The sequence below is a fragment of the Helicobacter sp. NHP19-003 genome (assembly GCF_019703305.1).
Taxonomy (GTDB): Bacteria; Campylobacterota; Campylobacteria; order Campylobacterales; family Helicobacteraceae; genus Helicobacter; species Helicobacter gastrocanis.
The window spans coordinates 1,046,779-1,061,997 of record NZ_AP024814.1 but is presented as its reverse complement, the minus strand read 5'-3'; the positions used below and the strand labels follow the sequence as shown (position 1 = coordinate 1,061,997).

Genomic DNA, 15,219 nt, shown 5'->3' with positions numbered 1-15,219 from the left:
TTTTAAGGCGTATTATTAAGCTAAAATTTAACTAAGAGTAGATAAACTCTAGCTTGTTTTAATTCTAAAAATTCCACAGAGGTAGGTTATGCGTCAGTTTGCAAGAATTTTCGTAATGGGTTTATTGGCTTTAGGTGTTGCACATGCAGCAGAGGACTTTTCTAAGCTCAGCAATAAGCAGCTTGTTCTAAAAGCGGGCACTATGCACGATGCTGAAGATGTGATCCAATACCGCTTGGAAGTGGCTAAACGCGCAAAAGCGATGAAATCCCCCAAAGCTAAGGCAGAGTTCAAACACCAAGTGAAGAAAGCTGAGAAAGCCAACTTCGCCAAAATGAGTGCGGCAGACTTCAACAAATTGCGTGAAGAAGTCGCCGAAGAACTTGATAAAATGAAACAAGAGCACAAACCCCAAGAATTAAAAGCGATGGGCTTGGCCGGTGTTGAAGTTTGTAAGGGTGAAGAGCACAAAATGTGGTGCCACCCCAAACACGCTAAAAAAGGCGAACACCACAAAGGCGAACACCACGCCCATAAAAAAGAACATAAAGGCGAACACGAAGAGCACGAAGAGCACGAAGAGCATGGCGAAAAAGCCAAACACGCTCCCGCTAAAGCCGAGCACACCGAACACCCCTCCAGTGAAAAACCCGCAGCCGCTCACGAATAGTCTTTTTAGGGGCTAGCCCCGCTTAATGTGGGCTAAATTTTATACAAAGGATTTTTATGACGACAGCAAAATTAAGACTTGGCATTGCTGCTTTAGTGGTGTCTGGGCTTTGCAGTGGCTTGTTTGCTGCGCAAGGACCCTTTGAGAGTAAAAGCGATAAAGAACTAATCGACATGGCTGGCAAAGTTGTTCCCGAGCAAGTGCCTGACTACCGCATGGAGCTTTACAAACGCACCAAACACATGAGTCCTGTCCAACGCAAAAAGTTTTTCGAAAAAGTCATGGCTTCGGCGGATAAAAACACTGCCAACATGACCATGGAAGATTTTGGCAAGCGCATGGAGGCAATCCACGCCGCCATCAAGGCTAGGATTGCTAAAATGACAAGGGCGCAGTTTAGAGAAAGTGGCTTATTTTTGGGATTTTGGGGCGGGCACGGATTCCATGATGGCCACGATTGCCCTTGCGAAGACCACAAACCTCCCCGCTCTCACACTTAATCCTGTTTTGAAATTTGTCTAAAAAAAAAGGGGGGGGTTAGTTTTGGAGCCTCAGACACAAACATATAAAATCAGCTAATAAAGGATTAAAGTTGCAAAAACCAAAGATTAAACTAGGAATCGCCTCTTTAGTTATTGCTGGATTGTGCAGTGGATTATTTGCAAGCGGTGGCCCCTTTGAAAGCAAGAGCGACCAAGAACTCATTGACATGGCCGGTAAAGTTGTTCCTAATCAAGTACCCGATTATCAAATGGAGCTTTACAAACGCATGCAGAAAATGAAGCCCGAACAAAAGAAGAAATTCTACGAACAACTCAAAACTTCTGCAGATAAAAACACTGCCAACATGACCATGGAAGATTTTGAAAAACGCAGACAGGCAATCCACGCCGCCATCAAGGCTAGGATTGCTAAGATGACTCGGGCGCAGTTTAAAGCTAGTGGTTTGTCTGCCAAGGGCTGTGGTTGCCATGCTAAATGCAATTGCGATGTTGTGGGACCCTGCACCTGTGGGAAACATAAACACCACCACTAAGTCCCAAAGTTACCTTTAGAGTTACCAAGTGTAACGCTGGAGGGACTTTTTGAGCACCTTTCTTCCCTAAAGTCTATGAGACACCGGTAAACTCACTTTTTTATACTACACTCTCCGCGGAGCTTTGCCCTAGTGGGTCTTAAGCCCTAACTAATGCGTAAAGGGATTTTGATGGAAGACATGGTTTTAACCAACGCCACCGGAACGCCTGTTGGCCATAATCAAGATGTGATCACCGCCGGGCCAAGAGGCCCTGTTTTGCTCCAAAACACATGGTTTTTAGAAAAACTCGCCCATTTTGATCGCGAGCGTATCCCCGAGCGGGTGGTGCACGCTAAGGGCAGTGGGGCTTATGGGACTTTAACGATCACCAGCACCGAGATCACCAAGTACAGCAAAGCCAAACTTTTTAGCCAAGTGGGCAAGCAAACCCCTTGTTTCTTGCGTTTCTCCACCGTGGCGGGGGAAAAGGGCTCTGCCGATGCCGAGCGCGACCCTAGGGGCTTTGCGCTCAAACTCTACACTGAGGAGGGCAACTGGGATATTGTGGGCAATAACACCCCCGTATTTTTCATCCGCGATCCCTTAAAATTCCCAGACTTCATCCACACCCAAAAACGCCACCCCAAAACCAACCTAAAAGATGCGACCATGGTTTGGGATTTTTGGAGTTTAGTGCCTGAGAGCTTGCACCAAATCACTATCCTCATGAGCGATCGGGGCATCCCTAAAACTTACCGCCACATGAACGGCTATGGCAGCCACACCTTTAGCTTGATCAATGAAAAAAACGAACGCTTTTGGGTGAAATTCCACTTCAAAACCATGCAAGGGATCAAAAATCTCACCAGCCAAGAGGCGGCCAAAGTGCGCATGCACGACATGGACTCACACCAACGAGATTTGTTTGAAGCCATTGAGAACAAAGACTTCCCCAAATGGCGTTTCTGCGTCCAAATCATGCCAGAGGACGATGCCAAAAACTACAAATTCCACCCCTTTGATGTAACGAAGGTGTGGAGTCATAAAGATTACCCCTTGATTGAAGTGGGGATTTTGGAGCTGGATAAAAACCCGGAAAACTACTTTGCCGAGGTGGAGCAATCCGCCTTCAACCCCGCCCATGTGATTCCCGGCGTGGGTTATAGCCCCGATCGTTTATTGCAAGGGCGGCTCTTTGCCTATGGCGACACCCACCGCTACCGCCTTGGCGTTAACCACAGCCAACTGCCCGTCAATGCCCCTAGATGTCCCTTTGCGACAACTTCTAGAGATGGCTTTATGACAAACGGGCATTATGGGGCATTTCCTAACTACGAGCCCAGCAACTTGCCCGGCTACAAAGAATCTCCGCATGCCAAAGAGCCTAAGCTCGAGCTGGCTAAACTTGCCGATGAAATGGCGGTTTATGCCTACAACTTCCGCGATTACGACAGCGACTACTACACCCAACCCGGCGATCTTTTTAGACTCATGCCCAAAGACGAGCAAGAACGCACTTGCCAAAATGTTGCCGATGCCATGCAGGGCGTGCCCAATGACATCATCAGCCGCCAGCTAGAGCACTTTAAAAAGGCGGACACACACTACGGGCAACGCATCCAAGAATTGTTGCAAAAACATTAGCTTCTTAAGGGGAGGGGGTAACCAACCATGCACCTAATTTTGCTATCCTTTGATGAGATCATTTTGGGAGAGGCCGTGAAATTTTTTAAAGAGTACAAAACCCGCCTGTTCTTCATTTATTGGGTGCGTTGGATGGTTTCGGCGGTGGTGATGCTGCCCTTCATGCTCTTGTTTGAGTGGATGCACACCCCCCTTTGGCTCAATCTCTTCATCGGACAAACCATCGGGGCGATCATCTTTTTTAAAATCGATAAATTCATTTTTAGCAACAAAGACTAGCCCTTTTGTAGATTTTGCCCTAAGTAAAGTTAGGCTATACTAGCCCACTCAAAAATCTATTACAATCAAGAGGCTTAGATGCAACAGATTAGAAATATCGCTGTCATCGCGCATGTTGACCATGGCAAGACCACCTTAGTCGATGGTTTGCTGACCCAATCGGGGACTTTTGGCGAACATGACAAGGTCGATGAACGCATGATGGACAGCAACGACTTAGAAAGGGAGAGGGGGATCACGATCCTTTCTAAAAACACCGCAATCCACTACAAGGACACAAAGATCAACATCATAGACACCCCCGGACACGCCGACTTTGGGGGCGAAGTGGAGCGGGTTTTAAAAATGGTCGATGGCGTGTTGCTCTTGGTGGATGCCCAAGAAGGTGTGATGCCCCAAACCAAATTCGTGGTGAAAAAGGCGTTAAGCTTTGGCATCTGCCCGATTGTAGTGGTGAATAAAATTGACAAGCCTGCTGCCGAGCCCGATCGTGTGGTGGATGAGGTGTTTGATTTATTCGTAGCAATGGGAGCAAGCGATGCACAATTAGACTTCCCCGTGGTCTATGCCGCCGCTAGAGATGGTTATGCCATCAAAGATTTAAACGATGAAAAGAAAAACTTAGAACCGCTGTTTGAAACGATTGTCTCCCATGTGAGCGCACCCAGCGGGGAGGCAAACAACCCCCTACAAATGCAAATTTTCACCCTAGATTACGACAATTATGTCGGCAAAATCGGCATTGTACGGGTGTTTAACGGACAGGTCAAAAAGGGGGACATGGTTGCCTTGTGTAAGAGCGATGGGAGCAAGGAAACGGGCAGAATCACTAAACTCATCGGCTTTTTGGGTTTAGCCAGAATGGAAATCGAGCAAGCACAGGCGGGCGATATTGTCGCCATTGCTGGCTTTAATGCGATGGATGTGGGCGATAGCGTGGTCGATCCCAACAACCCCCAACCGCTCGACCCCATGCACCTTGAAGAGCCCACCATGAGCGTGGTGTTTGCCATCAACGACTCCCCTCTGGCGGGCACTGAAGGCAAACATGTTACGGCAAACAAACTCAAAGACCGCCTGCTTAAAGAAATGCAAACAAACATCGCCATGAAGTGCGAGGAAATGGGCGAGGGGAAATTTAAGGTGAGCGGACGGGGGGAATTGCAAATCACCATTTTAGCCGAGAATTTGCGCCGTGAGGGCTTTGAGTTTAGCATATCGCGCCCTGAGGTGATCGTTAAGGTGCAAGATGGGGTGAAATTAGAGCCCTTTGAGCATTTGGTGATCGACACCCCTCAAGATTTTAGCGGGGCAATCATTGAGCGACTCGGGCGGCGCAAGGCAGAGATGAAGGCGATGAACCCCATGAATGATGGCTACAGCCGTTTGGAGTTTGAAATCCCGGCTAGGGGGCTCATTGGCTATCGCAGCGAATTTTTAACCGACACGAAAGGCGAGGGCGTGATGAACCATTCATTTTTGGAGTTTCGCCCCTTTAGCGGAGGCGTGGAGTCGCGTAAAAACGGGGCGCTAGTCAGCATGGAAAATGGCGATGCTACGGCGTTTTCTCTCTTTAATATCCAAGAGAGGGGTACGCTTTTTATCAACCCCCAAACGAAAGTCTATATCGGCATGGTGATCGGCGAGCACAGCCGCGACAATGATTTAGAGGTTAATCCCATTAAATCCAAACACCTAACCAACATGCGTGCCAGTGGGAGCGATGACGCGATCAAGCTCACCCCCCCAAGGCTGATGGCGTTAGAGAGGGCTTTAGAGTGGATCGAAGAGGATGAGCTTTTAGAAATCACCCCCTTAAATTTGCGTATCCGCAAAAAAGTTTTAGACCCCACGGCGCGCCGCCGTGTCAAAAAATGACCGATTAAAGGCAATTCATGGAAATGACAGCAATTAAACGCACTGATCGCACCGAATCGATAGACATGGACAAGATACGCCAGAGCATACAACAAGCCACAGAGGGCATAGAGGGCATCAGTGCCAGCGAGCTGGAATTAGAGGCAGAGATTTACTTTAAAGGCAGCCTGAGTACGCAAGACATGGCACAAACCCTAATCCGCATGGCGGTGGATAAAATCGACATTGACGCGCCTAATTGGAGCTTTGTCGCCGCTAGGCTCTTCTTAGAGGACTTATACGAAAATGTGAGCGGGTTTCAAGGCTACTTGCCACTAAAAAAATATTTGGAGCTGGGTGAGAGCAAAGGACGCATTGTCCGGGGTTTTAAAGAAAAGTTTGATTTGGAGCGTTTAGACAAGGCGATCGATCAAAAACGGGATTTGCAATTCAACTATTTAGGTATCAAGACTCTTTACGATCGCTACTTGCTCAAAGATGAGTACAACCGCCCGATCGAATTGCCCCAGCACATGTTCATGGCAATCGCCATGTTCTTGGCACAAAATGAGAGCGATCCCAATGCCAAAGCCCTAGAGTTTTACGGGGTTTTAAGCCGCTTTGAAATGATGTGTGCCACACCCACACTCTCCAATGCACGCACCCCAAACCACCAACTCAGCTCTTGCTATGTGGGCTCGACCCCTGACAACATAGAGGGGATTTTTGACAGCTACAAGGACATGGCTTTACTCTCCAAATATGGCGGGGGGATCGGCTGGGACTTTAGCCAAGTGCGTTGTTTAGGCAGTTACATTGACGGGCATAAAAGTGCCAGTGCAGGGGTGATCCCTTTCTTAAAGATCGTCAATGATGTGGCGATCGCCGTAGATCAACTCGGCACCCGTAAGGGGGCGATCTCTGTGTATTTAGAGATTTGGCACATGGATGTTTTGGAGTTCATTGACTTACGCAAAAACAGCGGCGATGAACGCCGCCGTGCCCACGATCTCTTCCCAGCCCTGTGGATTTGCGATCTATTTATGGAGCGGGTGGAAAAGGACGAAGTTTGGACGCTCTTTGACCCCTATGTGTGCAAAGATTTGACCGAACACTATGGAGAAGAGTTTAAAAAACGTTACCTTGCCTACGAGCAAAACCCCCATATCAGCAAAGAAAAAGTCAGTGCCCGTACGCTGTGGAAAAAGATTTTAACCAACTACTTTGAGAGCGGTTTGCCCTTTTTAGGCTTTAAGGACAACGCCAACCACGCCAACCCCAACGCCCACGCCGGCATGATCCGCTCGTCTAACCTTTGCACCGAGATTTACCAAAACACCCGCTCCAGCCACTACAAAATGCAAGTGGATTTTGTCGATGGCAAGAGGGCGTATTTTGAGGAAGAAGAGCGTATTTGCACCGATGCGGGCATTGAAAAGAGGGCAAACAAACTCACCAGCAACGACTCGATCAACGGGCAAAAAATCTTCATGGCGACCAAAGTCCCCGAAGAGGGCACGCTTGCCGTGTGTAATCTAGCCAGCTTGAATTTAAGCAAAATCCACACCCCAGCAGACATTGAGCGGGTCGTGCCCATTGCCGTGCGTATGCTGGATAATGTGATCGATCTAAACTTCTACCCCACCGCTAAAGCTAAAAAGACAAACCTAAAAAGTCGGGCGATCGGGCTAGGTGTGATGGGCGAGGCGCAAATGCTCGCCCAAGCCCAAATTGTATGGGGGAGCGTGGAGCACGCCATTAAAATAGACGCTTTAATGGAGAAAATCAGTTTTGAAACGATCAAGGCAAGCAGTGATCTAGCTAAAGAGCGGGGCAGCTACGCCCACTTTGCAGGCTCGGCGTGGAGCAAGGGCGTTTTCCCCGTGGATAGAGCCAAAAAAGAAGCCCTAGAGATCGCCCCCCGTCAGCCCACTTGCGATTGGGATGGCCTCAAAGCACAGGTGCAAAAACAGGGTCTTAGAAATGGCTATTTAATGGCGGTTGCGCCCACCAGCTCGATCTCTATTTTAGTCGGCACGACCCAAACCATTGAGCCCATTTACCAAAAGAAATGGTTTGAAGAGAATTTAAGCGGCATGATCCCCGTAGTCGTGCCAAACTTGAGCCTTGAGACTTGGAATTACTACACTTCTGCTTACGACATTGACCCTAAAAACATTGTCCGCCTAGCCGCCGTACGCCAAAAGTGGATCGACCAAGGGCAGAGTTTAAATCTCTTTTTACGCCCCGATAAAGCCAATGGCAAACTCTTGCACGAAATCTACCATCTAGCGTGGAAGCTTGGGCTAAAATCCACCTACTACCTACGCACCCAAAGCCCCCACTTAGAAGAAAAAGGCGTTTTCGACCGCTCCATCGAATGCCACCATTGCCAGTGATTTTTTAAAGGCAAATCCACGGGATTTAATCGATCTATAAGATTTGTTTGATCCGCGGGATTTGCGCTAAGAAATCCCAATAAAACGCTTTGCGTTTCTTGCTTTAGGCTATTTTAGTTTTGAAATCTTATGAAGTTTTACCCTAGTGGTGCTTAATAATATGTAGTAACCTATAAGCCCTCTTTTATTTTTATTTGTTTTCAAGTGAAAGCCAGCTACCATTGGGCGTTTTGATGACAAATATGCTTGGTTAGGGGTTTCATGCAAGAGCCTAAGGCAGAAATTTTAGAACCCAATTTCGTGAATTACATCAAGTCCTTTCGTGAGATCGGCTATTCGTTTGAGGTGGCGGTTGCGGACATTATAGACAATAGCATTTCGGCAGGGGCAGATGTTGTCAAGATTTATGCGATTCAAAACCCCAAACCCTTATTTTGTGTTTTAGACAATGGCTCGGGGATGAGCGAAAACGAGCTTAAAGAAGCTATGCGGATGGGATCAAAAGATCCAAACATGCTAAGAGAACCGACGGCACTTGGTAAATTTGGACTTGGTTTAAAGTCAGCTTCTTTTTCGCAATGCAAAAAGCTCACAGTTCTATCCAAGCAAGATGACAACATTTATGCCAAGCAATGGGATTTGGATTATATGTGTCGGCGCAATGACTGGTATTTACTCACCCCTGATTTAGAGGACTACAAACAACTAGAGATTTTCCACGACTTCAACCAATATGCAACTGCTACTCTTGTCATTTGGGAAGAGATAGACAAAGTCGATCAAATCACTAGCCATTTGCAAACATTAAGAGAACATTTATCCCTTGTATTTCACCAATTCTTAGAGGGGACTTGCCTCCCAAAGAAACTCAAAATATTTATCAACAACACCCCCATAAAACCCTTTAACCCGTTTAACCCCGATCACCCAGCGACCTTTGATAAAGGGCCAGAGATCATTCCCTACAATGGAAAGCGGATCGAGGTTACCCCCTTTATTCTACCCCACCATTCTAAGGTTTCTCAAGTGGAGTGGGAGAAGTATGGGGGCAGAGATGGCTATGTCAAATCCCAAGGGTTTTATTTGTATCGGGCACATAGATTGCTCGTTTATGGGAAATGGTGGGGGCTTTTTAAGGCAAGCGAGGCAACTAAACTTGTGCGCATTAAAATTGAAATCTCGAACGATCAAGACGCGCTTTGGAGGATAGATGTTAAAAAGTCTATGGCAAATCCGCTTGCAGGGATCAAGGAACAACTCAAGCGGATCGCATCAAAAGCTATGGAAGATGGCAAAAAGCCTTTTTCTGTGCGTGGGCGCAAGATTGGGGATAAAAATGTGGTGAGATTTTGGGACCTTATGCGTGCAAATCCTCCAATGCACTTTGCGATCAACAAAGATCATCCTTTTTATAAAAACCTCATAGATGCATTGGACGATTCGCAAAAGAAACTTTTAAATCTCTATCTCAAATCGCTCCAAGCCTATCTCCCCATAGAGGCGATCCAAATCCAAGTACAACAAAACCCCCACGCTTTTTTGCAAGAAGACACTATTTCTGAAACTGAAAGAAAAGAAATGCTAGAATGGGCTGAAAAATTGGGGTTGAGCCCAGAGGAAATCGCCCACATCGAGGGCTTTAAAAAACGAAAATAAAGGAGTTATTATGAAAAGTTTTTACGAAAATGTTTTTGAATTTGCAAGAAGGGGACTTGCTGAAATCTATGAAGAGCATGGTGGAATGCTTGAAAAGACAGACATTCCTAGTGCCGTGCAGAAGGCAAAAGCAATCATTGATTCACCTGTTAAAGAACAAGTATTTGGTTGCAGTGGGGATTTTACAGAAGAGGACTACGACAAGTTGGAAAAAGAACTAGAAAAACATTTTGATGTCAAAATGGATTTAGGCTCAGTCATCCAAGGGAAAGAACAACAAGAACGCGATACAGAGTGGTATCGTAAGAGTTTAAAAGGCAATCCCGATCGATTTTATTGGAATAGATTAAGAAAGTTTTTGGGAGAAAAGAAAGGGTTTCCCCTAGAAGTGATTAGAGCAGTTGGTGAAGATACAGATTCAATTTTAAACCAGCTTGGCAATCCTAAACAAGAGGAGAGGTTTAGCATTTTTGGCATGGTGGTCGGGCATGTGCAATCGGGTAAAACCACAAACTACGGCTCTTTAATCACAAAGGCGGTGGATGCAGGCTATAAGTTCATTGTTGTCATGGCAGGCAATACAAATATATTGAGAAACCAAACACAGGTGCGGATCAATGAGATGTTTGTTGGCAAAAACGATAGGGGGGAAGATGTGGGGGTGGGCTTGATCGCTCCAAGTCGAGAAAAACAACCCATTAGTCTTACAACAGAAAAGGATGATTTTAAACAAAAAGATGCCCAAAAGAATTCCCAAGGACTTAATTTAGACAACACAAACACCTCTTTTCTTTTAGTGATCAAAAAGAATACGACTACAATTTCTAGCGTTATTCAATGGCTCAAAAGCCATTATAAGAATAGCATCGCCAAACATGCCATGTTACTCATTGACGATGAATCGGATTGGGGATCGATCAACACAAAGACCGATGAAGATCCGACCACTATCAATAAAGAAATTAGGGATCTTTTAAAACTCTTTGAAAAAAGTACTTATGTTGCCTACACCGCCACACCTTTTGCCAATATCTTTATTGATCATAGGGTGGAAGGGGATTTATTCCCCAATGATTTTATCTATGCTCTCGATACCCCTAGCAATTATTGCGGAGCGCAAGAAATCTTTATAGACAATCCAGAACAATATCTAGTGGATATCCAAGACCATGACGAGGCGTTTCCCCTAAAACACAATAAAGAACATCAAGTTGAAGCATTGCCAAAAAGTTTATTAGAAGCAATCCATGTTTTCTGTATCAATATTGCCATTAGACATTTGAGTGGATATGAAAATAAGTGCAATAGCATGCTAGTCAATGTGAGTCGTTTTACAGACATGCATAAACGCATAGATGCCCGGATCGCAGATCATATTGATGGGCTTAAGCAGGATATCTTAGCTTATGCTAAGCTCCAAAACCCCGAAAGACAGAGTGTTTTGATCGCCACTATGCAAGAAGTGTTTAGCCAAATCAAAAAACATAATCCTAAGATTAGATACTCTTGGCAAGAAGTTTTAGAAAAGTTGTCTTGCACCATTAGCGAGGGTTCCGCTCTTATTGTTAAAGCCATCCATCAAAAAACTAAACACCCCATCAACTACAAAGAAGATAAGAATATTATTGCTGTGGGGGGTTTAAGCTTAGCGCGTGGATTCACCCTAGAGGGTTTGAGTGTGAGTTATTTTGTCCGCAACTCCACTTGTTACGACACCCTCATGCAAATGGGGCGTTGGTTTGGTTATAGAGAGGGCTATAAAGACTTATGTAAGATTTACATGCCCCAAGAGACTCGGGAGAACTTTGCCTTCATTGTTGAGTGCGTGGATGAACTCATGCAAAAATTTATAGAGATGTCCCAAGATGGATCGACACCCTCAGATTTTGGACTTGCTGTTAGGCAAGATCCAAACAATATCTTGCAAATCACAGCTAGAAACAAGATGAAAAAGGTTAAATCCATCACCCTAGACCTAAACTTAAACGGTGTTTCAAGAGAGCAAGCAGATTTCAGCCACCAACCACAAGAGCATGAAGACAATCTCAAGTGTTTGCTTGATCTCATCCGCTCCATTAGCTCTTTGCGTACTGAACGCCATGGAAAAGATCAGGCAGTTCTTTATAAAGGTGTAGATCGGCAGCGCATTTTAGAATTTGTAAATTGCTTTAAAATGTCCCATAAGTCTGTTTATGGCGAGAGCATGTGGCAACTTATTGAGCCGATCCAAAAATATCTTGAAGAGAAAGATCAAGTTTGGGATGTGATCTTATACGGCGGTAGGGGCACACCCATAGAGAAACTCAAAGAGTTTAATATAAATATCCAAGCGGGAAAACGCAAAGTTATCAAGCAAAATAATCGCCTCCATCTACAAAAATCCGGACGCAGAAAACTGATTTCAAAGGACCCTGAAGAAATTTTATTGGATAAAGAAAAATATGGGGCGATTGTAGAGCAAGCCAAAACTACAAAAACAGGACAGCGGGGCATACACCACCTATCTTTAAGGGCGGAATTAGAAAATCCCGTGTTGATGCTCTCGATCTCTACAATGTATATATTGGAGGGCGATTTAGAAACAAACCCTTTTGGCAATCAAGAAGTCTTGGTTCCTGCCTATGGTGTGTGCTTTCCTTATAGAGGTGTTAAGGATCAATCGCAACTAGTTAAAAAAGTCGCCCTTAACACGGTGGCTCAAGCACTACGAGAAGAAGACATTCGAGGGGATGAGGATGAATAACCCTTGGCAGAACATGGCAAAGAACACTAAAAGACGGGTTGAGAGCGATTGTCCGCACGACCTCTTTTGGATGGTGGATGAGAGTGGACGGTATCTCTTAAGCATTGGTGTGCCTGTCAAAACAAAGTCCAGTAAGAGCGTTGCATTTGAGGGGTTAAGTTTTCAGGTGGTTAATCAAGAACATTCTACACAATTTTATGTGGCTCTTAGCAACCACACGAATTGGCAGCTCTTTAAACTTGTTTGTGAGGACTTGATCGTCCTTTTAGATGACAACGCCATCACTCAAAATATCGCCCCACAGATCACGCAACGGCTCTTAAAGTGGAAAAAATTATTTGCAAGCAAAGAGGACTTTGGATTAGAAAAACAAATGGGTTTATTTGGAGAACTGCACTTCTTAAAAGAAGCGGTAAAATACTTAGGGGTTAAAGAGGCTCTTGATGCTTGGGTATTTGACACACAAGATTTCTTATTCAATCACTTTGCTGTGGAGATCAAAACACACCCCTCTTCAAAACCCCCAAAAGTGACCATCTCTTCTGCAGAACAATTGGAGAACAAGAAAGAAAAATTGTATTTAGCCACCTATGCACTTACACAAAGCACCTATGGAGACAGCGTGGAAGACTTAGCAAAAGACATTGAGGGATGTATAGAGGATAAAACAGATGTTGAATTGTTCTATACGAAACTATTTGAGTGGGGCTATCAACCAAACCCCGATCAAATGCACCGCTTTAAAGTGGAGCAAAAGTCTATCTATGAAGTGGTAGAGACCTTTCCTAAAATCACAAGGGCAAGCATAGACCCAAGGATCATGAATGTCAAATACACCATTGATTTGCTCCAATGCACGGAGTTTTTGGTGGCTGATCTCACATTTAAGGCAAATCATGTTTAGTTTAGAAGAGTTTCATCAAGATTTTATGCAAAGGGTTGCGGTTGAAACCCAAAGCCGTGGGATGAGTAAGCACGAAGCATTTATTGAATCGATTCGCGATGAGCTTGTAAAGGACGGCGAACTCTCTGAATCTTGCGAGCTAGCCGAGTACAACAAAAAAGACATGGAGGTTTGTGGCTATGCGTTTGATGAAGAGAGGGGAGAACTGAGTCTGCTGGTGTCTTGTTTTTTTCAAAGCGACACGCTCCAAACGCTCACAAAAGCCCAAATCGACTCCAAATTTAAAAAACTCAAAACATTTTTCAAAGAAACGGCTAACAAGCTTTATGAATCTATGGAAGAGGGTTTTACGCACCACTCTATGGCATATAATATCTACACCTACCTCTCTAAAAACATGGTTGAAAAAGTGCGCCTCATCCTCATCACCGATGGCAAAGCGACTAAAAACTTGCTTGTGATCCCCAATGAAACCAAGTCTTCTATAGAAATCGAGCATTGCATTAGGGATATGGAGTATTTATACAGGATGTATAAACTGGACGATTCAAGCAATGGCTTTGAAGTTGAGGTGAATTTACCCGTTTTGGTTGTCAAAACCCCCACAGAGGAATATAACGCATATCTCAGTGTGGTGGATGGCACAACCCTTGCAAAAATCTACGGGGATTACGGATCACGGCTTTTGGAGCAGAACATCCGTACATTTTTGCAGTTTAAGGGCAATGTTAATAAGGGGATTAGAAACACCATAGAATACGAGCCTGAAATGTTTTTTGCTTACAATAATGGCATCACGGCAACCGCAAGTGGCGTTGTTGTGGAAAATGGCAAGATTAAAAAGATTTCAAATTTTCAAATCGTCAATGGAGGGCAAACCATAGCCTCCATCTATGCAACCAGCAAGAACAAGAAAAATGATGTTTCTAAAGTTTATGTCCAAATGAAACTCTCTGTGGTTGCCAATGAGTCTAAACAAGATGCGTTTGTTGCTAAGGTCAGTGAATGCGCCAACACGCAAAACAAGGTCAATAAATCCGACTTCTTTTCAAACAGCCCCTTTCATAGAGATTTTAAAGAGTATTCTAAGAACATTTTAGCTCCAGCTCGAGATGGCGTACAAATCAAAACATATTGGTTTTACGAACGCGTACGGGGTGAATATTTAACCGAACAAATGTATTTGACCTCTAAAGAAAAAAATCAATTCTTAAAAAAACGCCCCAAATCTCAGCTCGTGGATAAGTCGCTCTTGGCTAAAAGCGAAGTGGCGTGGCTACAAGCACCCTATGTTGTGTCTAACGGGGCACAAGATAGCTTTAAGAAGTTTGCAAAACACATCACCGAAACACTCGAAAAAGATGAGTTCAGCATCACAGGAAATTACTTTAAAGAAGCGATTGCCCGCATCATCATGTTTAGACAAACAGAAAAAATTGTTTCTCAGGCAAACTGGTATGCGAGTGGGTATAGAACGCCATGTGTGGCTTACACCCTTGCCTACCTCTCGCATTATTTGGAGCAACGATCATCATTTCTAAATTTTATGAAGATTTGGGAAGAGCAGAAGGTGTCCGCTCCCCTTCAAAAAATATTAGCCCATATCGCCCCAAATGTCTATACCCACATCACAAATCCCCCAGTAGGCAACACAAATGCCTTGCAATGGTGTAGAACCAAGCTGTGTTGGGAGCACATTGAAAAAATAGATTTCAATTTAGAGATCGATGAAGGCATTTTAACCAGTGCAGAGGAGCAAAAATATATCAACAAAGAGGCAAAAAAGGATAAAAAGCGCACAACAGACATGGAAAAATGGATATTTGTTACTGGTTTCAAGTATTGGCCTCAAGTTTTGGCATACTACCAAAGAGAGGATTTGGCGGGGCAACTTTCTACGCAACAAATGGATATTTTGTCTAAGATGGCTACAGGGGTTTTAAACCCTCCCTCTGAAAAACAAGCAAAAATCCTTTATGAGCTTTATGAGAATGCCATGAGAGAGGGGCTTGTCATTAAACAACAAGTGGATGTGCCCACATTTTAAGC

General features: G+C 44.6%; 11 protein-coding genes. All 11 read left to right on the top strand.

Translation table 11 applies throughout. The annotated features are described in order from the left end of the window. Nucleotides 1-124: 124 nt before the first annotated feature. The 11 genes from K6J72_RS05520 (at nt 125) to K6J72_RS05470 (ending at nt 15,217) form a co-directional block, all read left to right on the top strand. The gene (locus K6J72_RS05520) at nt 125-670 is read left to right on the top strand and encodes a DUF1104 domain-containing protein (protein ID WP_221279128.1); all 546 of its coding nucleotides are present in this window, start codon (nt 125-127) and stop codon (nt 668-670) included. 56 nt (nt 671-726) lie between these two features. After that, nucleotides 727-1,170, top strand: coding sequence for a DUF1104 domain-containing protein (locus tag K6J72_RS05515; RefSeq protein ID WP_221279127.1), 444 nt, complete (start codon nt 727-729; stop codon nt 1,168-1,170). 92 nt (nt 1,171-1,262) lie between these two features. Continuing rightward, nucleotides 1,263-1,706 (top strand): DUF1104 domain-containing protein, encoded by a 444-nt coding sequence (locus K6J72_RS05510; protein WP_260320531.1) that lies wholly within the window; start codon nt 1,263-1,265, stop codon nt 1,704-1,706. Between the two features lie 165 nt (nt 1,707-1,871). Beyond that, nucleotides 1,872-3,332 (top strand): catalase, encoded by a 1,461-nt coding sequence (locus tag K6J72_RS05505; protein ID WP_279346966.1) that lies wholly within the window; start codon nt 1,872-1,874, stop codon nt 3,330-3,332. Between the two features lie 27 nt (nt 3,333-3,359). After that, nucleotides 3,360-3,611 carry a hypothetical protein gene (locus K6J72_RS05500; protein WP_221279125.1) on the top strand — a complete coding sequence of 84 codons (252 nt, stop codon included), beginning with the start codon at nt 3,360-3,362 and terminating at the stop codon, nt 3,609-3,611. 78 nt (nt 3,612-3,689) lie between these two features. Continuing rightward, nucleotides 3,690-5,489, top strand: coding sequence for a translational GTPase TypA (gene typA, locus K6J72_RS05495; protein ID WP_221279124.1), 1,800 nt, complete (start codon nt 3,690-3,692; stop codon nt 5,487-5,489). A 17-nt stretch (nt 5,490-5,506) separates the two neighbouring features. Further along, nucleotides 5,507-7,867: a ribonucleoside-diphosphate reductase subunit alpha gene (locus tag K6J72_RS05490; RefSeq protein ID WP_221279123.1), complete on the top strand. Its 2,361-nt coding sequence runs from the start codon at nt 5,507-5,509 to the stop codon at nt 7,865-7,867. 261 nt (nt 7,868-8,128) lie between these two features. Further along, nucleotides 8,129-9,523 (top strand): ATP-binding protein, encoded by a 1,395-nt coding sequence (locus K6J72_RS05485; protein ID WP_221279122.1) that lies wholly within the window; start codon nt 8,129-8,131, stop codon nt 9,521-9,523. A 10-nt stretch (nt 9,524-9,533) separates the two neighbouring features. Continuing rightward, nucleotides 9,534-12,266, top strand: a complete 2,733-nt coding sequence (locus tag K6J72_RS05480; protein ID WP_221279121.1) for a Z1 domain-containing protein — start codon at nt 9,534-9,536, stop codon at nt 12,264-12,266. Continuing rightward, nucleotides 12,259-13,170 carry a PD-(D/E)XK motif protein gene (locus K6J72_RS05475; RefSeq protein ID WP_221279120.1) on the top strand — a complete coding sequence of 304 codons (912 nt, stop codon included), beginning with the start codon at nt 12,259-12,261 and terminating at the stop codon, nt 13,168-13,170. Before K6J72_RS05480 ends, K6J72_RS05475 begins: the two co-directional genes overlap by 8 nt. Beyond that, nucleotides 13,163-15,217, top strand: a complete 2,055-nt coding sequence (locus K6J72_RS05470; protein ID WP_221279119.1) for an AIPR family protein — start codon at nt 13,163-13,165, stop codon at nt 15,215-15,217. The genes K6J72_RS05475 and K6J72_RS05470 overlap by 8 nt, the downstream gene beginning before the upstream one ends. The last annotated feature ends 2 nt before the right edge of the window (nt 15,218-15,219 follow it).